The following is a 17,332-nucleotide window of genomic DNA, read 5'->3' as shown; positions in this document are numbered from 1 at the left end:
CCAAAAATGTATAAAAATTTTATTGTTTTTGAAGCAAATCGATTAGATAAATTCTTAACTTTGCATATTGAAGCTTCAAGAAATCAAATAGAACAACTTATAAAAAAAGAGTTTGTAAAAGTTGACGGTAAAACCGTTACCAAAGGAGGCTTAAAGCTAAAGCCCGAACAAAAGGTCGAAGTAGAGTTTCCCCAAGCTGTTTTGGAAGATGTAAAAAATCCCGAATTTATAAAAGAATCCCTTAAAGATAAAATCATAGAAATTATTTATGAAGATGAGTATATTATGGTTTTAAATAAACCCTATAATCTTACCGTTCATGATGCTCCTAGTGTAAAAGATGCAACACTTGTAGACTGGCTTAAATTAAATAAAATCTCTTTATCTACAATAAGCGGAGAAGAAAGACACGGTATAGTACACAGGTTGGATAAAGGAACAAGCGGTGTTATGGTTATTGCAAAAACAAATGAAGCTCATGTAAATTTATCAAAACAACTTGAAAACAAAAGTATGGGAAGATATTATCTTGCAATAATCGATCTTCCTTTAAAAGATAACTGCATTATTGAAAAACCCATAGCTAGAAACCCGAATAATCGTCTTAAGATGGCAGTTGTAGATAACGGAAAATATGCCAAATCCGCATTTGCAAAATTAGAAGTGTCGAATAATCAAAAAAATGAGTTAATTGCCTGCAAACTTTTTACAGGGAGAACTCATCAGATAAGAGTACATCTAAGTTCGATAAATAGGCATATATTAGGCGATAATTTATATGGTTTTAAGGGCGAATTAAATAAAATTAATAGATTTTATTTGCATGCATATATATTATATTTAAATCACCCAATTACAAATGAAAAAATGAGTTTCAAAGGAAACCTAAGTCAAGACATGCAGAAATATTTATACAGTAATTTTAATATGGAGAGAGTAGATGACAAGATTGATGAAAATAGCATCATTAACAGCTTTGATTTTATTAGTTAGCGGCTGTAGTTTAAAAAATAATTTAAATGAACCTAAAACACCTAAAGTAGATGAGAGTTTAGAAAGCGTTGATTCAGCCTCTATTAGATCAATTTCAGATGTAGACGCTATCGCTTTTGAATGGAGAAAAGTTGATGACCCAAGAGTTACGGGATATCACTTTTACAGAGCAAATATGAAAAAAGACGGTACAAAATTAAAATATATCGATACAATTGAAAATAGATATGCTACTCACTACGTAGATAAAGATTTAGAACCTAACACAAAATATGTTTATAAAATTTCAGCTGCAACAGCAGGTGAAGTAGAGTCAAAAACAACAAATGATTATATGGTTTCTACTCTTCCTCAAATCGAAGGAATATCTTTTGTTCAAGCTATTTCAAATCTTCCAAAACAGATTAAAATTATCTGGAGACCACATCCAAATGAAAGAGTAGAATCTTATAAAATAGAGAGAAGTTCTCCCGAAACAAGTGAATGGAAAAAACTTGAAACAGTAAAAGGAAGACTTCAAGCTGAATATATCGATATGGATTTAGAAGATAATGTTATTTATCAATACAGAGTTACTGCTTTAACTTTTGATGATTTGGAATCTCTTCCAAGCAAAATAGTTCAGGCACAAACTAAACCTCTTCCCGATCCTGCATTTAAAGTAAATGCTTCAAGAGACCTTCCTAGAAAAATTGCACTGTCATGGCAAGCTTCAAAATCTTCTGATGTGGTAAGATACAATATCTACAGAAGCAGCAGTGCAACATCTGGATTTAGCAAAATTCATTCTGTAGGTGCAAATACTTTTAAATTTGAAGATTTTATTAATGAAGACGGAAAAGTATATTTTTACAAAGTAAGAGCTGTAGACAAAGACGGTTTGGAAAGCAGTGAACATGTAAACGCAGTGATGGGTTCTACTTTAAGCAAATTAGAAAAACCTATTATTACTTTGGCTCAAATTCAAGGTCAAAAAGCAATTTTAAATTGGCAACCAGGCGACAGCAGAGCGGTCTCTTATAATGTTTATAAAACAGTAAAAGAGGGATTTTTCAAAGAAAAAACTGTTAAATTTGAGAACATCAATGCTTTAAGATTTGAAGATAAAGATATAGCAAGAGGCGTAGAATACAGTTATGCTATACAATCAGTCGATCAATACGGAATTGTTTCGGAAATCACAAGCAAAACAGAACTAGTATTACCAAAATTAAAAGAGTTAAAATAAGTCTATGCCACATATAGTTTTTGATAAAAAAAATAGAGAATTAGTAACGCCTTCAAAATATGAAGATTTTTCTTTTGATTTTGTTGCTAAATCTTACGATTTCACAAATAAACCAAGAAAACCCGAATATAAAATTGCCGTAAAAAAAGATAATAAAAAGTTTTTTTTAACCCTTAAACAAAAAGGTGAAAACTCTCTTTTAAAAGTTGATAAAGTTACAAGAATCTCTCCTGTTCAAATAGTAAAAGATGCTATAAACTCTTATGCAAAAGTCGTTGATGCAAATATTGTTTTCAGCAACACTCAAAATTTTAACCAAAAAATCAAACCTGATGAAAAATACCTAAAAGATATTGATTTTTTTATAAATGATTTTAAAACCGACAAAGAGCTTCAAATCGAGATTGGATTTGGAAGCGGAAGACACCTTCTTCATCAAGCAAAAACAAATCCTCATATACAATTTATCGGGTTAGAGATTCATACACCCTCTATTGAACAGCTTTTAAAACAGATTAGAATACAAAATATAGAAAATATCTTAGTAGTAAGTTATGATGCAAGACTTTTTATGGAGTTTATAAACTCTAATAAAGTAGGAAGAATTTTTGTTCATTTTCCCGTACCTTGGGATAAAAAACCTCACAGAAGAATCTATTCAAATGCTTTTATAAATGAAGCTTTAAGAGTTTTAAAAAAAGATGGAACTTTAGAACTTAGAACAGATAGCAGAAAATATTTTGATTATTGCACAAATCTTTTAACAAATCTTCCAAAAGGGAAAATAGTTATAGATATAAACAAAGATCTGCAAATATCCAGTAAATATGAAGACAGATGGAAAAAACAAGGAAAAAATATTTATGATGTGACTCTTTATTGCGATCAAGAAGATAAAGATATCGATCTTAATTATGATTTTAATTTTGATGAAGATATTCAATTTGATAATATTATTAAAAATCTTCCTAGCAAAGCAATAATCGAAGATGATTATTTTGTTCATATTGAGGATATTTTTATTATTGAAAACAGAACAAATTCAGGATTGATACAAGTTACATTCGGAAGTTTTGACAGACCTTTAAATAAATATATTTTAGTTGAAGATAAAAAAGCCGGATATTTTCAAGACCTGCCCCTACCTTCAAGTGCAAATATAAAAGCACATAAAAAACTAAAAGAGATATTAAAAGATGATAGAAGCTAAAAATATATATCTCTCTTATGATGAGAATAAATATATCATAAAAAAAGGAAACTTTTCTATAAAAGAGAGAGAATTTATATTTATAGGCGGAACAAGCGGTAGCGGAAAATCAACTCTTTTAAAATCATTTTACGGAGAAATTCCCTTAAAGCACGGAAGTTTAAATATTGCCGGACAAGAGGTTTTTGGAATAAAGAGTAAACCTCTTAGAAGATTAAGAAAAGATATCGGTATTATTTTTCAAGATTATAAACTTATAAAAGAGTGGACTATTGAAGAGAATATTATGATTCCTCTAAAAATAAACGGCTACTCTTCAGATGTTTCAAAAGAGCAGGCAATCAAACTTCTTGCACATGTTAAACTCTCTCACAGGCAAGGTTATTATCCAAATGAACTAAGTGGAGGAGAACAGCAAAGAGTTGCAGTTGCAAGAGCATTGGCTCATAACCCTAAAATCATTATTGCAGATGAACCTACGGGGAATCTTGATGATTATTCTGCCGAAGTTGTATGGAATTTGTTAAAAGGGGCAAATGAACAATTAGGAATTACCGTTGTTGTTGTAACCCATAGAGTTCCAAAAAATTTCGGTATAAGATTTAGACAGCTTTCCATTGAAGACGGTATAATTTATGAAGTTTCTTAAAAATACATTTGGTTTTGTTATTCCCTTAACAGCAATGTTAATCTCTTTTATTATCTATATTTTTTCAACGAATATATTAGATAACTATAAAAAAACAATAGCAAATGATTACTCTATTGTAGTGATTACAAATACCCCTTTAATAAAAGAGAATATAAGCGAATTGGCAAATATTCGTGTTGAAAAAATAATAACTTTGAAAAATGATAAGATAATAAAAAATATAAGTTCAAGTCTATCTAATACTTCGATTGATTTATTGAAAAGAAAACTTCCCCATTTTTATAAAATAAAACTTGAAGTTTTCCCCACGACAAGTGAACTTGAAAGTATTAAAAATCAACTTTATGAAAATAAAAATGTCAGAAAAGTCGAAATTTTTTCTAAAAACCATAATACCGTCTATCTTTTATTACTGCTTCTTAGCAGAATCAGTATGATACTTTTTTCTATTATTACTATTTTTGCAATTATGATGATTTCAAAACAGATTAGAATATGGTTTTATGAACACCATGAAAAAATAACAATCTTAAAATTGCACGGTGCTTCAATTTTATATAGTTCTTCGACTATATTAAAATATGCAATTTTCAGTTCACTAATATCATTTATTACCGTTTCGGCTATCTTTATATACTTAGTAGGAAACATAGGTATCCTTTTACCTGATGATTTAGAAGGTATTATTTCCGTAACATTAACAGTTGAGGATTCTTTGATTAAAATCTTTTTCCTCTCTTTTGGTATCTCTATATTGACAATTATCGGGGTATTATTAAAGTATAAAATAAAGCATGACTAGATTTCTAATAGTATTTGTAGTTTTAGCAACTCTTTTAAATGCTTCTTCTAAAAATATAGATAATAAAATAGCACAAAATAAAGAGATCTTGAAAAAAAACCAAACGGCTCAGTTTAAAACGGACTTGCAGATTAAAGTATTGGCAAAACAGATCTCAAATCAAAATAAAGAGCTTGCAAAATTAGAAGAAGTTATAACTGTAGTAAATGATGATATAAAAAAGCATGAAAGCCAGTTAAACGAAGCTAAAAAAAACTTATCTTCACTTCATGAAGATTCAAAATCTTTAATGAAAAAAAGAGAAGAGAATGAAAAGCAGATTATACGAGTTATTATAGATGATTTTTCTTCTTCTATTGCTCTTAAACTAGCAGGAGAGAGTACAACACAAGAGCTTATAGATTCGGAAATATATTCAATACTTTCCCAAAATTCAAAAGATCAGATTTTGAAATTAAACAACAGTTATGAACTTATAACACAAAACAAAAAAGAGAATCAAAAAAAGATAAAAAAAATTTCTGCTTATATAGAAGATAGAAAGAAAAAGAAAAAAGAGCTGAATATTCTCAAAAAAAAATACTCCAAATCTCTGGTCTCTCTTGAAAGCAAACATAAAGAGTATCAAAAAGAGTTAAAAAGCACCATACAAAAACAAGAGTCTTTAAAAGATCTTTTGGGAAGATTAAATATCTTAAAAAAAGAAGAGCTGGAAAAAGAGAAAAAAGAAAGAATCGCAAAAGCAAGAAGACTAGCGGCACAAAAGAAAAGAAAAAGTAAAAAAGAGAGTTCAAAAAAAGGTACTTATACTTTGGATGAAGATGCAAGAAACAGCAGATATGCAAAAGATATTGATGTAGATGTAAGAATGATAGGCTCTTCAACCTCGGGAATTAAAATCGTAAAATACAGAGGAAGAAAAACAATTGCTCCTTTGGACTCTTTTAAAGTCGTTAAAAACTTTGGAAAATATTATGATCCTGTTTATAAAATTCAATTATTTAATGAATCGATTGTTTTAAAAACAACAAAACCCCAAGCAAAAGTAAAAGCTATTTTTAACGGTAAAATAGTATATGCAAAAAAAGATGCGGGAATGTTGGAAAATGTTGTAATTGTACAACATAAAAACGGTCTGCATACAATATATTCCCATTTAGATAAGATTTCTCCTTCCTTAAAAGTAGGAAGATGGATAAAAAAAGGTTATGTGGTTGGAAGAGTAAACGATACGCTTACTTTTCAAGCAACAAAAAACGAAAAACACGTCAATCCAAAGGATTTATTTAGAATATAAACTAAATAAATAATTTAAGAAGAATTACAATAAAATAGAGGTTTTGAAAGGGTCAATTATAAAATGAGTAGAAATATTATACTTAATTCAGTGCTAATGGTTATTGCTCTGTCTTTGTCAATTACACTGTTAAGTCTATATAATCTAAGAAATGCCGGTATAAAATCTGCTATTCATAATGCCGTCTCTATTTCCGAAGCCGTAAAAAGCGGTTTAACTTCATATATGGTTAACGATAATATGCACCAAGTAGGAACTTTTATCCAGTCTGTTTCAAATATGAGAAATGTTGATAAGCTTTGGTTGGCAAGAAGTGAATATGTAAATAAACAGTTCGGTCATGTAAGAGATATCCCTCGGGATGATATTGATAAAAAAGTTTTAAACAGCGGAAAAATGTATTATGAGATTGATGAATCTATAACAAAAACTACCGTTAGAGTTACTATTCCTTATAATGCAGTTGCGGATAAAGGTATAAACTGTCTTAAATGCCACAATGTAGAACAAGGTACAACCTTAGGTGCCATCTCTTTAGTACTTGATATTAATACTTTAAAAGAGATTGGTATTGAATCAATTTATATAGTTTCGCTTTTTATTCTTCTTACGATAATATTTTTCTTGATTTATAATAAAAAATATATAATGCCCTATTTTAAACTCTATGAACTCTTTAAAAACAGTATATCAAATGCAATACAAGGTAACTTTGAAAAAATTTCTCCTCCCAAAGAGCTTTCAATGGATATTATCCATTTAACTCGAGAATATAATAATCTGCTTGAAATATTTAAAGATACGACAGATGATATAGATAAAAAACTTCAAGTTTATACGGGATATAAAACTTCTACTATGAGAAGAAACCCTTTAAAAGAGTCGAAATTTATTGTAGATAATCTGTCAAATCTTTATCAATATAAAAAGCAAATTGAATTAGACAGCACTTTAGAAGAGATTTATACCAGATTAAAAGAGGTTATGCAAAATAGATTCGGATTAAAAAACTTTACTTTTATGGAGATTGATTCGACAAAACAAAAGATGAGAAAAGTAGCCCAATCGGGTGAATCCTTTTATTGCGAACCGACAATAAAAAACAATCCTGAACTTTGCAGATGTGCCAGAACGAATCAAGATGTAGTCTCAATCAAGTTTCAAAACAGTTGCCAATATTATGAAAACAAAGATAAATATTATTACTGCATAAATTTTGATATTGCAAAAAACATATATTTGATCGTACATTTTACTTGTAACACGGTAGAAGAGTTAAATTCTCTAAAAGAAAAAGTTATCTTTATAAAAAGTTATCTAAAAGAGACTACTCCTGTTATTGAAGTAAAACTTCTGATGGCAGCACTAAAAGAGTCGGCTTTTAAAGATAGTCTAACAGGACTTTATAATAGAAAATTCTTAGAAGAACACAGCAAAAAACTTCTTCCTCAAATAAAAAGAGAAAACGGTGATATCGGTGTTCTTATGCTTGATATGGATCATTTTAAAGCCGTAAACGATGAATATGGACACAATATCGGAGACAAAGTTTTAAAAGAACTAGCAAAAATACTTGAAGACACCGTAAGAGAATCGGATATTGTAATAAGATACGGAGGAGAAGAGTTTATTGTTTTATTAATAAACGTCAAATCTGAAGAGGCTGCTTTAAATGTTGCTTCAAAAATTGCCCAAAGAGTAAGAGAAAATGAAATTGATATTTATGCGGGAACAAAATTGAAAAAAACCGTAAGTATCGGTCTTTCTATGTATCCAAAAGATTCAAATAATCTTGATACTGTTATAAAAAATGCAGATATAGCTTTATATGAAGCAAAAAACAGCGGAAGAGATAATGTTAAAAGATTTAAAGAAGAACAAGTTTCCAGTATAGATTTGTTTTAAAAAAGTATTTATATAAAAGGCAAAAGCCTTTTATATTTAGTGAAGGTCTGCGTTAAGTTTAACTTCTCTTGTAGATCTCATTGCAATTGTTTGACCTGTTGTAGAGTTAACTCTAAAGTGTACTCCGTTTACACCTTGGAAATCAGAACCTTTCATTGAAGTAGATATCTCTTTACCTGGATTTATCTCTTTTAATGCTTCTACAGCTTTTTCAGAAAGTGTAATTTTTGTTCCGGGCAAGATTGTAACACCTGCATCAAGAATACAACCGTCACCAATAGCAGTACCGGTACAAGAGTTTGCACCAAGAAGCGTATTTTCCCCTATTGTAACGGGAACTCCGTCTGTTCCTGAAAGAACACCTAAAATAGAAGCTCCTCCCCCTACATCAGAACCTGCTCCGACTTTTGCAGAAGATGAGATTCTTCCTTCTACCATTACTGCACCTTCAGTTCCAGCATTAAAGTTAATATATGCAGCACCCGGCATAACAGTAGTTCCACCTGCTAACTGAGCACCGAATCTTACTTTGCTAGTCTCTAAAATTCTTACGTTATCAGCAGGAATAATATGAGATAAGAATCTAGGGAATTTATCAACCATTGTAATTTCAGGATATTTTCCTGTCAATTTCAATGAAATTTCATTTTCTCTTAACCAATCCAATTCAACAGGTTTGTTTCCAACCCATGCACAGTTGTGAAGTGTTCCGAAAATTCCATTTAAATTTAAACTTCTAAGTGCTGCTTTTCCTGAAGAAAGAGCGTAAAGTTTTAAATATGCCGCTTCAACCGACTGAACTGTTTCGTCTTCAAAAATAAATACTACTTTATAATCATCTTCGGTAAAACCTGTATCAATAGGCAATGAAGCTAATTTTGAAACTATTTGAACATTTTTATGATCTTGCCCTTTTGCCTCAGGAATATATGGTCTAAAAGTCTCTATACAAGAAGTTAAAAATGCATCACTAACACTACAAACAAATTCTGATTTTGAAGTATCAACTTCAATTCCCGCTTCTTTTAATGCGTTAAGAAAAACTGCTGCCGAACCGTAGTTTTCTTTCCAGTTTACTACAGGGAATGTTGCTTGTAAAATTTTATCTTTATTTAATTGTCCTCTATCAACTCTTGCTATACCAAACCCTAAAGGTTGTTTATACCAAGACTCTTTTTGAATCTCTTCAATTTTATTTTTAAAATCATCTTTTGTAAATGCCATAACTTTTCCTTATAAAATTTTGAGGCTGATTATACTTAAACTTCTCATAAAAGCTACTAAAAGGCAGCTTTAGAAATTCGTATCCATATCAATGGCAGCCATCGGCGAATCTATCTTATGAAGTGCCGTTAACAAAGCTTTGATATGGGAAGAACGAAGAATTATTTCATATCTGTATTTGTTTGCCAGTTTGAATATTGCACTTTGTCCGAAACCTACTACTTCAATATCTTTGTTTTGTTTTAACAACTTTACGTATTTATCCATCTCATCTTTTACTTTTAAACCGTTTGTGTGGGCAAACAAAACTTTTGCCATCTTTACGTAAGGAGGATAAAGACCTTCTCTAAACTCTAATTCTCCGTTTAAAAAGTCTTCATAATCACTCTCATTTAAGTAATAATCAAAAAACTCTTGATTTTGAGTTTGGACGATAACTTCGCCCTCTCCTTTTCTTCCGCTTCTTCCCGCAATTTGTATAAGTAAAGACAAAGCTCTTTCTCTTGATTTATAGGAGTTCATATTTAAAACGGAATCTATTCCTAAAACTACGGCAAGTTTTACATTATGATAATCATGACCTTTAGAAAGCATTTGCGTACCCACTAAAATATCGATTTTATTATTATTAAAATCATTTAATACAGATTTTAATTTTGCATCTGTTTTTATCTCATCTCTATCGAATCTTTTTACAATCTTTTCAGGAAACAACTCTTTTAGTTTTTCTTCAATCTCTGCCGTTCCGACTCTTAGATTATGTATTACTCCGTTGTGACAAGAAGGACAGGTTTCAGGAATTTGTTGCGTATATCCGCAATAATGGCATTTTAAAGCCAAATCATTTTTATGCAGACTCATTGATACGGAACAATAAGGACACTCTACTGATTTACCGCAGCTTGTACAGATTTGATATTTAAAGTTTGCTCTTGTAGGCAAAAAAACAATTACTTGATTTTGATGTGCTAAAGTATTTGAAATTTTATTTATGATTTTAGGGGACAACTCCAAAGAGGAGTCATCGAAAAAAATACTCTTTTTCGTCTCAAAAAAAGTCTTTTTTAATCTATAAAAAGGAACTTTGTAAAAAGAGCCTATAGATGCCGTTGCACTTCCTAAAATAAGTCTCATATCATATTTTTTTGCAATATACAAAGAGAGATCTTTTGCATTGTATCTTGGTTTACTGTCACTTTTATATGATTCGTCATGCTCTTCATCTACTATAATCAGCTGCAAATTTTTAAAAGGTAAAAAAAGTGCCGATCTGGCTCCTGCAATAAGTTTAATCTCACCGTTGTAAATACCTTCTAAAATCTCGTTTTTTCTTTTTTTCGATACTTTAGAGTGCCAAATTGCAACACTTTTTTTAAAAACTTTTTCTAATCTGTTTTGCATTTGAGGAGTAAGAGAGATTTCAGGCATCAAAAGTATAGCATTTGCACCTTTATTTAAAATTTCTTCTATTGTTTTTATATATATTTCAGTTTTTCCGCTTCCTGTATTTGCAAAAAGCAGAGCCTGTTTTTTTTCTTCACAAAACTTGTAAGCTTCTTCTTGTTCTTTAGATAAAACAATAGCTGAATCAAAGGCTGCACTCTCTTCTTTTGATTCATCTTGTTTTTTAAAAGGGGTAAACACAGATAAAGCTTCACCTAAAGAACAGACATAATATTGAGATATAAAAGTTGCAATTTCAATCATTTTCTTATCAAAATAAAAAGGCAGACATTCAGAGATTTCTATACATTTAAAAGTCGGTTTTTCAACCTCTTTTATAATAACCGCATCGCATAGATTTTTTCTATTTCGTAAAGAGACTAAAACTTTATCGCCTATATTAAGATCTTCTTGGCTTTCATAAGTTAAAAAACTCAAAGGAGATTTTAATATAGCTACTTCATAATAATTCATTCAAAACTCTCGCATAACTCTTTACTGCTTTCACATAAGAAAGTATTATTTTTAAAACTAAACTGTAAAAATTGTTCTTTATTTATATAAATTTTATATCCATTCGAAGAGTTTTTAATCCATTTTGCCGAATCTTTTTTTTGCGTTGTAGTCGAAAGTAAAGAGAAATCTAAAATATTTTCAAAAAGATTACTGTTTTCAATCTCTAAAGATGCATTATCCAATTTTATTGTTTCATTAATATTTAAAAGCCTGTTTGAAGTAAGTTTTTTAACTATTGCATTTCTTATTAAGGCTATTTCCGATTTAATTTTTGCTTTATTCCCAAATTCCAAACTATCTTCTACTTTTGAAATAACAAAAAGAGCCAAAATTGAAATAAGCAGAATAACAAAGATTATTTCAAGTAAGGAAAAGGCTTTTTTCATAAGAGTTAAAGTTTTGGAATCTTTTGAGAAATCTCTTCCAAATCATTTTTAAAAAAAGTAAATTCTTGTGCAATTCTGATATAAGCAGCCAATAAATCTCTTGTATCCAAACTCTTTTCCAAATCCAAATATTTGCCGATCTCGTCGGCAATTTTTTCATCAACTACAATTGTATAAGCCATATTATTTATGTGAAATGTCAATTTATTTTCCAATATTTTTTGCCTCAACGAAAGTTAGTGTACTATCAATTCTTAAAAGCATATCTTGATTGTTTCTCTCTAATTCATCATTTTTATTTTTTAAATTATCTAAGTCTTGACGTAAGTTGTCATTCTCTTTTTTCAAGAGCTCATATTCATATATTAATTTATCAATTTTCATATTTAATTTTTCAATGATTTCCATGCATATTATTTTATCTAATTTATCCTAGAAAAACTGTTTAAACTCAAAAATTATTTTTTATTCACCGTTAATAAAGAGTTTTCCCTGAGAATAAAGGGCTGCAACACCTTTTCCCCATTGTGAACAAAACTCCAAATTTTCGGAAGATAATTTAAAAGAGTCATTTATTTTTGAGATTAATTCTCTCTCTTTTAAATCAAATTTATCATCAGCATGAATTAGTATCATTAACTCTAGTATTACTATTTTTTTACTTTTGTCAGACTTAAAATCTTTTAATGTTCCTTCTAAAGAAAACTCTTCAATATCAAAATCTTCGTCATTTTCTATACCCATCTCGGCACAATATTCTAAAATAATTTCCCTCTCTTTTTCACCGTAATCATTATCAATTCTTGCCAAATAGTGAGCAAGTTGTAAAAAAGAGAATTTTTCTCTTGCCTCGAGTTTCATTAAAAGCATATATATCCTATAAAATTAATTTGTCTTAATAATTATTTTAATATAAAAAGGTTAATCATTCATAAATAAATGAATTAAGCTCCTAAATATTTTTTTCTTATCTCATCAGAATCTATTAATTTAGAGGCTTCATCTTCCAAAGCTACTTTACCGTTTTCTAGAACATAAGCATAATCTGAAATTTCAAGTGCGGCAAAAGCATTTTGCTCTACTAAAAGAATAGTAAATCCTTCCTCTTTTAATCTTACTATCGTATCAAAAAGTTCTCCCACGATTTTAGGAGCCAAACCTAAAGAGGGTTCGTCAAGCATAAGAAGTTTCGGAGAAGACATTAAAGCTCTTGCAATAGCAAGCATTTGTTGCTCACCTCCGCTCATAGTTCCGCCTAACTGCCCTTTTTTGTCTATAAGTCTAGGAAAAAGTTTGAACATTCTTTCTTGATACTCTTCATAAATATCATCATTGTTAAAAGCACCCATTCTAAGGTTTTCTTCTATTGTCAGATTTTGAAAAACTCTTCTTCCCTCAGGAACTAAAGAGATACCCTCTTTTACTATTTTATGAGTTTTATGATGAGAAATATCAACATCATTAAAAATTATTTTCCCTTTTTTCTTTACGTCATTTACAATTGATTGCAAGGTTGATGTTTTTCCTGCTCCGTTTGAACCGATTAAAGATACTATCTGACCTGCTTGAACGTTAAAATCAATACCTTTTACGGCTTTTATAAGTCCGTAAAATACTTCTAAATTTTTTACTTTAAGCATGTTTAAAATCTCCCAGATAGGCTTTTATTACCTCTTGATCATTAATTGCATCTTTAATATCACCTTCAAAAATAGTTTTTCCGTAATCTAAAACCATAACTCTATCGCAAAGTTTATTTACAAATTTCATATCATGTTCTATTAAAAGAATAGTTACGTCAAACTCATCTCTTATTTTAAAAAACAGATTTGCCAACTCTTCAGTTTCATGGGGATTCATACCAGCTGCTGGTTCATCTAAAAGAAGAAGTTGAGGAGAAGCAGCCAAGGCTCTTGCTATTTCAACTTTTCTTTGCTGACCGTAAGATAATGAAGTTGCCATCTCTTGTGCATATTTTTTGATTCCTAAAACATCCATTATTTCAAAAGCTCTTTTTTTGATTCTTTTCTCTTCTTTAAAAAATCTAGGAAGTCTTAAAATTGCTTCTAAATATGAATATTCAGCTTGATAATCAAAGCCTATTAAAATATTATCTAATACGGTCATTGAATTAAACAATCTAATATTTTGAAAAGTTCTTGCAATTCCTCTATGTACGATTTTATAAGGTTTAATTCCGTCTATTCTTTGTCCGTGAAACTTTACCATTCCTTCTGTGGGTTCATAGTTTCCCGTTATTATATTAAAAAGAGTTGTTTTCCCTGCACCGTTTGGACCAATTAGACCGTAAATCTCTTTTGCTTTTACATGAAAAGAGGTATTATTAATAGCAGTGACTCCACCGAATTTTTTAGTAATATTACAAACCTCTAAAATCATTTATCTGCCTTTTTTTTCTTAAAAATTTTCAATTCAAATAGCTCTTTTTTACCCATTAGTCCTTCTCTGGCAAATAGCATTACGACAATTAAAATAAGTGAAAAAACAACCATTCTCATACCAGGTAAGCCTTCTGTTTGATACCCGAAAAGATTCATCGGTTCATCTAAGAATCTCATCCATTCAAGTCCTGCCATAACTAAAATCGTACCTATTATTGCTCCTGTAGTACTTCCTAAACCTCCAAGAACTATTATAATAAGAAGTTGGAAAGTTAATAAAAACGTAAATAAATCAGGTGAAATCGAAGTTAATAGTGCAGCTAACAAACCACCTCCTACACCTTCAAAAAATGCAGAAGTCGAAAAGGCAAGAGTTTTTGTTTTAAAAGTATTAATACCCATTGCTGTAGCCGCATCTTCATCGTCTCTTACAGCTTTCATTGCTCTTCCGTATTTTGAATATATAACATTTAATATCACTACAACCGCAATTATTGCGGCACCGCAAGTCCAATAGAGATTTGAATGTTCGGGAATATCATTTATCCCTAAAGATCCGTTTGTAACAGCAGGAACATTGATTGTTATTATTCTAATAATAAAACCAAAACCAAGAGTAACGATAGCAAGATAATCCCCTCTTACTCTAAATACGGGGAAAGCTAAAGAAAGAGCCAATAAAGCAGAAATTATTCCCGAAAAAAGTAAAGCCCAAACAAAATCCGCTTGCAATGCCAATACCCATTGAGCAGGATCTTCCAAATCATATTGATATAACATTCCTTCTGCATCTACGGTTAATATTGCCGTAACATAAGCTCCTATTGCCACAAAACCGTTTGGTTCCAATGAAAACTGCCCTGTAACTCCGTTTATCAGATTGTATGAAACTGCCAAAATAATAAAAATTGCAACATTGTTTATAATTCTAACAGTATATTCATCAAAATGATTTTGTGCAAACCATGTAAACCAAATTGCCGCAATTATTATTGATAAGTTTATTAATCTTTGTTTTGTAAATATTTGATTTTCTACCATAACTAAAACCTACTTTTTTCTAAATCTTCGCCCATAATACCTGTAGGCTTAAACAGTAATACCAAAATTAAAAATACAAAAGCAAAAGCATCTTTATATCCGCCAAGTTCAGGGAAAAACGTAATAACTACAACTTCCGTAAATCCAATTATAAAACCTCCTATAACAGCTCCCGTTACGGAACCTATACCGCCTACGACTGCTGCTGCAAAGGCTTTAAGTCCTACTAAAACTCCCATCATAGGTTCAACAGAAGGATAATTTACCGCCCAGAAAATTCCACCTACTGCTGCAAGTGCAGAACCTAAACCAAAAACAATCGCAATAATCATATTTGCATCAACACCCATTAAATTAACTGTTTTTATATCAAAAGATAAAGCTCTGATTGCCATTCCGTATTTTGTTTTATATAATACATACAAAATTGCCAATAAAAGAATCATTGTTACAATAGGAACAGTTATAGATGAGGCAGAAAAAGTAAGCCCTGCAACATTAAAAATATTTTCCATATAAGAAGGAACAGGAAAAGCTCTTGGAACACCGCCGGCAAATACCGTAAAAGCATTTTCCAAGAAAAAAGAGATACCTATTGCAGTAATTAAAAGTGAGATTCTAGGAGCTTCTCTTAATGGTTTATATGCAATTTTATCCATCAAAATTCCAAGTAAAGCAGCGAATACTACAGAAAGTAATATAGTCAAAGAGAAAGGTAAATTAAATACTGCCATAAAAGTATAACCTAAAAAGGCACCAACCATCATAATATCACCGTGTGCAAAGTTTATAAGCCTTAAAACACCGTACACCATCGTATAACCAATTGCAATTAAGGCATACATAGATCCTAAAGAGAATCCATTAACCATTTGTTGCATAAATGTTAATATATCCATCAAGTCTCCCAAAATTATTTAAAAAATCCTAATTTTATCATAAGAAAAAAAACATGAAAGACTTTATTTTTCTTATAATAAAAAAAAAGCCTAGCAAAGAAACTAGGCTTTTTTATAAAAAATAGTTATTATGGATTTACTGTAGCTTTATATCCAGCTTTACCACTTTTAATCTCTTTGATAACTGCCGATCTAATTGCGTTACCGTTTTTATCAATACTGATTTTACCTGAAACACCGTCAAAATCTTTTGTTTTTTTAATCTCTTTGTTAACACAAACAGAGTCAGTCGGATCTTCACATCTATTCATTGCATCAATCAAGATATTATATGAATCAGCTCCCAAAGCAGTAAATGAGTTAACCTCTTTTTTACCTGTCTCTTTTTCATGAAATGCTACGAAATCAGCTGAAGTTTGAGAAGGAGGATTTGTTGAATCAAAAAAGTCGGTAAACATATAACCTTCAACAGCATCTCCACCTAAATCTATAAAAGTTTGGTTTGCAACACCGTCTCCACTAAACATTGGTTTTGTTAAACCTAATTGTTTAGATTGTCTTGCAATCATTGAAGCCTCAGGGTGATATAAAGGTAAGAATAAGAAGTCAGGGTTTAACTGTTTTATTTGAGAAACAACTGCTTTAAAATCTTTATCACCAGAGGTAATTTTTATTTTCTTTAAAAGCTTTCCGCCTTTATCTTTGAAAGCTTTTTGGAATGCTTTTGCCAAACCTAAAGAGTAAACTTGTGCTTGATCTACTAATAAAACTGCACTTTTATACCCTTGAGAAATTGCATAATTTGCAACTACTTCACCTTGGAAAGAGTCAGTAAAACAAACTCTATTTGCATACTCTCTTTTTGTAGTCAGTTTGTCATTTGTAGCAACAGGTGCAACAATAGGAACATGTTTTTTCTCTGCAATTGAGATTGCTTGAGCTGTGTTTGAAGAAGTTAAAGGTCCTAAAATAGCAACAACTTTATCAGATGAGATAAGTCTTGTCGTACCGTTTGCAGTCTCTACTTTATCCCCTTTATTATCTAATAATACTAATTTTATAGTATCTCCGTTTTTAAGTTTCGGTTGTAGTTTGTTTGCTAATTCAACTCCTAAATTAGCAGTTTGTCCGTATGCAGCAATGGTACCTGTCATTGGCATTAATGCACCGACTTTAATCTCTTTTGCTAGAGCTACCCCACAAGTTAATGCTGAAGCAACTGCTAAACTAATTAATTTCTTCATTTATACTCCTTGTAAATTTATTCAAAAATGGTATCATAAATTTGCAAAAAGTTTTTGTATATGTTGTATATATTTCGTTCAAATTACAAG

18 protein-coding genes are annotated in these 17,332 nt (G+C 30.4%); 7 read left to right on the top strand and 11 right to left on the bottom strand.

The window, feature by feature from the left end:
* Positions 1-6 precede the first annotated feature (6 nt).
* From AANAER_RS05740 to AANAER_RS05710, 7 genes are all read left to right on the top strand, one after another.
* Positions 7-993: an RluA family pseudouridine synthase gene (locus AANAER_RS05740; RefSeq protein WP_129081863.1), complete on the top strand. Its 987-nt coding sequence runs from the start codon at positions 7-9 to the stop codon at positions 991-993.
* Entirely contained in the window at positions 941-2,221 is a 1,281-nt protein-coding gene (locus AANAER_RS05735) for a fibronectin type III domain-containing protein (RefSeq protein WP_228711148.1), read from the top strand. The genes AANAER_RS05740 and AANAER_RS05735 overlap by 53 nt, the downstream gene beginning before the upstream one ends.
* A 4-nt stretch (positions 2,222-2,225) precedes the next feature.
* Complete coding sequence (gene trmB / locus AANAER_RS05730) at positions 2,226-3,431, top strand: tRNA (guanosine(46)-N7)-methyltransferase TrmB (protein WP_129081862.1); 1,206 nt, start codon at positions 2,226-2,228, stop codon at positions 3,429-3,431.
* Entirely contained in the window at positions 3,418-4,080 is a 663-nt protein-coding gene (locus AANAER_RS05725) for a cell division ATP-binding protein FtsE (RefSeq protein ID WP_129081861.1), read from the top strand. The genes trmB and AANAER_RS05725 overlap by 14 nt, the downstream gene beginning before the upstream one ends.
* Complete coding sequence (locus AANAER_RS05720; RefSeq protein ID WP_129081860.1) at positions 4,067-4,885, top strand: cell division FtsX domain-containing protein; 819 nt, start codon at positions 4,067-4,069, stop codon at positions 4,883-4,885. Before AANAER_RS05725 ends, AANAER_RS05720 begins: the two co-directional genes overlap by 14 nt.
* A complete protein-coding gene (locus AANAER_RS05715) occupies positions 4,878-6,182 on the top strand; it encodes a murein hydrolase activator EnvC family protein (RefSeq protein WP_129081859.1) in 1,305 nt (434 codons plus the stop codon). The genes AANAER_RS05720 and AANAER_RS05715 overlap by 8 nt, the downstream gene beginning before the upstream one ends.
* A 63-nt stretch (positions 6,183-6,245) precedes the next feature.
* Entirely contained in the window at positions 6,246-8,087 is a 1,842-nt protein-coding gene (locus tag AANAER_RS05710) for a GGDEF domain-containing protein (RefSeq protein WP_129081858.1), read from the top strand.
* A gap of 36 nt (positions 8,088-8,123) precedes the next feature.
* Here AANAER_RS05710 and AANAER_RS05705 read toward each other — a convergent pair whose 3' ends face one another.
* The 11 genes from AANAER_RS05705 to AANAER_RS05655 form a co-directional block, all read right to left on the bottom strand.
* Positions 8,124-9,311 (bottom strand): tetrahydrodipicolinate N-succinyltransferase N-terminal domain-containing protein, encoded by a 1,188-nt coding sequence (locus AANAER_RS05705; protein WP_044415302.1) that lies wholly within the window; start codon positions 9,309-9,311, stop codon positions 8,124-8,126.
* A gap of 69 nt (positions 9,312-9,380) precedes the next feature.
* Positions 9,381-11,228: a primosomal protein N' gene (locus tag AANAER_RS05700; RefSeq protein ID WP_129081857.1), complete on the bottom strand. Its 1,848-nt coding sequence runs from the start codon at positions 11,226-11,228 to the stop codon at positions 9,381-9,383.
* Complete coding sequence (locus AANAER_RS05695; RefSeq protein ID WP_129081856.1) at positions 11,225-11,656, bottom strand: type II secretion system protein; 432 nt, start codon at positions 11,654-11,656, stop codon at positions 11,225-11,227. The genes AANAER_RS05700 and AANAER_RS05695 overlap by 4 nt, the downstream gene beginning before the upstream one ends.
* Before the next feature lie 5 nt (positions 11,657-11,661).
* Positions 11,662-11,859 carry a hypothetical protein gene (locus tag AANAER_RS05690; RefSeq protein ID WP_228135449.1) on the bottom strand — a complete coding sequence of 66 codons (198 nt, stop codon included), beginning with the start codon at positions 11,857-11,859 and terminating at the stop codon, positions 11,662-11,664.
* A 1-nt stretch (position 11,860) separates the two neighbouring features.
* Positions 11,861-12,064, bottom strand: a complete 204-nt coding sequence (gene zapB, locus AANAER_RS05685) for a cell division protein ZapB (RefSeq protein ID WP_044415308.1) — start codon at positions 12,062-12,064, stop codon at positions 11,861-11,863.
* Between the two features lie 57 nt (positions 12,065-12,121).
* Complete coding sequence (locus tag AANAER_RS05680) at positions 12,122-12,517, bottom strand: TerB family tellurite resistance protein (RefSeq protein ID WP_228711147.1); 396 nt, start codon at positions 12,515-12,517, stop codon at positions 12,122-12,124.
* 83 nt (positions 12,518-12,600) lie between these two features.
* Positions 12,601-13,296, bottom strand: a complete 696-nt coding sequence (locus AANAER_RS05675) for an ABC transporter ATP-binding protein (RefSeq protein WP_129081855.1) — start codon at positions 13,294-13,296, stop codon at positions 12,601-12,603.
* Complete coding sequence (locus tag AANAER_RS05670; RefSeq protein ID WP_129081854.1) at positions 13,289-14,056, bottom strand: ABC transporter ATP-binding protein; 768 nt, start codon at positions 14,054-14,056, stop codon at positions 13,289-13,291. Before AANAER_RS05670 ends, AANAER_RS05675 begins: the two co-directional genes overlap by 8 nt.
* The gene (locus AANAER_RS05665; protein ID WP_228135520.1) at positions 14,053-15,084 is read right to left on the bottom strand and encodes a branched-chain amino acid ABC transporter permease; all 1,032 of its coding nucleotides are present in this window, start codon (positions 15,082-15,084) and stop codon (positions 14,053-14,055) included. The genes AANAER_RS05670 and AANAER_RS05665 overlap by 4 nt, the downstream gene beginning before the upstream one ends.
* 17 nt (positions 15,085-15,101) lie before the next feature.
* A complete protein-coding gene (locus AANAER_RS05660; RefSeq protein ID WP_129081853.1) occupies positions 15,102-15,998 on the bottom strand; it encodes a branched-chain amino acid ABC transporter permease in 897 nt (298 codons plus the stop codon).
* A gap of 128 nt (positions 15,999-16,126) precedes the next feature.
* Positions 16,127-17,242 carry an ABC transporter substrate-binding protein gene (locus tag AANAER_RS05655; RefSeq protein ID WP_129081852.1) on the bottom strand — a complete coding sequence of 372 codons (1,116 nt, stop codon included), beginning with the start codon at positions 17,240-17,242 and terminating at the stop codon, positions 16,127-16,129.
* Positions 17,243-17,332: the final 90 nt, after the last annotated feature.

This window comes from Halarcobacter anaerophilus (genome assembly GCF_006459125.1).
Lineage (GTDB): Bacteria > Campylobacterota > Campylobacteria > Campylobacterales > Arcobacteraceae > Halarcobacter > Halarcobacter anaerophilus.
Note: the sequence above shows the minus strand (reverse complement) of the source record. Positions and strands in the feature narration are given on the sequence as shown.

What these genes read in the sequence shown, in the direction of transcription:
- AANAER_RS05740 (WP_129081863.1), top strand. Translation starts at nt 7, where the DNA reads ATGTATAAAAATTTTATTGTTTTTGAAGCAAATCGATTAGATAAATTC.
- AANAER_RS05735 (WP_228711148.1), top strand. Translation starts at nt 941, where the DNA reads ATGACAAGATTGATGAAAATAGCATCATTAACAGCTTTGATTTTATTA.
- trmB (WP_129081862.1), top strand. Translation starts at nt 2,226, where the DNA reads ATGCCACATATAGTTTTTGATAAAAAAAATAGAGAATTAGTAACGCCT.
- AANAER_RS05725 (WP_129081861.1), top strand. Translation starts at nt 3,418, where the DNA reads ATGATAGAAGCTAAAAATATATATCTCTCTTATGATGAGAATAAATAT.
- AANAER_RS05720 (WP_129081860.1), top strand. Translation starts at nt 4,067, where the DNA reads ATGAAGTTTCTTAAAAATACATTTGGTTTTGTTATTCCCTTAACAGCA.
- AANAER_RS05715 (WP_129081859.1), top strand. Translation starts at nt 4,878, where the DNA reads ATGACTAGATTTCTAATAGTATTTGTAGTTTTAGCAACTCTTTTAAAT.
- AANAER_RS05710 (WP_129081858.1), top strand. Translation starts at nt 6,246, where the DNA reads ATGAGTAGAAATATTATACTTAATTCAGTGCTAATGGTTATTGCTCTG.
- AANAER_RS05705 (WP_044415302.1), bottom strand. Translation starts at nt 9,311, where the DNA reads ATGGCATTTACAAAAGATGATTTTAAAAATAAAATTGAAGAGATTCAA.
- AANAER_RS05700 (WP_129081857.1), bottom strand. Translation starts at nt 11,228, where the DNA reads ATGAATTATTATGAAGTAGCTATATTAAAATCTCCTTTGAGTTTTTTA.
- AANAER_RS05695 (WP_129081856.1), bottom strand. Translation starts at nt 11,656, where the DNA reads ATGAAAAAAGCCTTTTCCTTACTTGAAATAATCTTTGTTATTCTGCTT.
- zapB (WP_044415308.1), bottom strand. Translation starts at nt 12,064, where the DNA reads ATGGAAATCATTGAAAAATTAAATATGAAAATTGATAAATTAATATAT.
- AANAER_RS05680 (WP_228711147.1), bottom strand. Translation starts at nt 12,517, where the DNA reads ATGAAACTCGAGGCAAGAGAAAAATTCTCTTTTTTACAACTTGCTCAC.
- AANAER_RS05675 (WP_129081855.1), bottom strand. Translation starts at nt 13,296, where the DNA reads ATGCTTAAAGTAAAAAATTTAGAAGTATTTTACGGACTTATAAAAGCC.
- AANAER_RS05670 (WP_129081854.1), bottom strand. Translation starts at nt 14,056, where the DNA reads ATGATTTTAGAGGTTTGTAATATTACTAAAAAATTCGGTGGAGTCACT.
- AANAER_RS05660 (WP_129081853.1), bottom strand. Translation starts at nt 15,998, where the DNA reads ATGGATATATTAACATTTATGCAACAAATGGTTAATGGATTCTCTTTA.
- AANAER_RS05655 (WP_129081852.1), bottom strand. Translation starts at nt 17,242, where the DNA reads ATGAAGAAATTAATTAGTTTAGCAGTTGCTTCAGCATTAACTTGTGGG.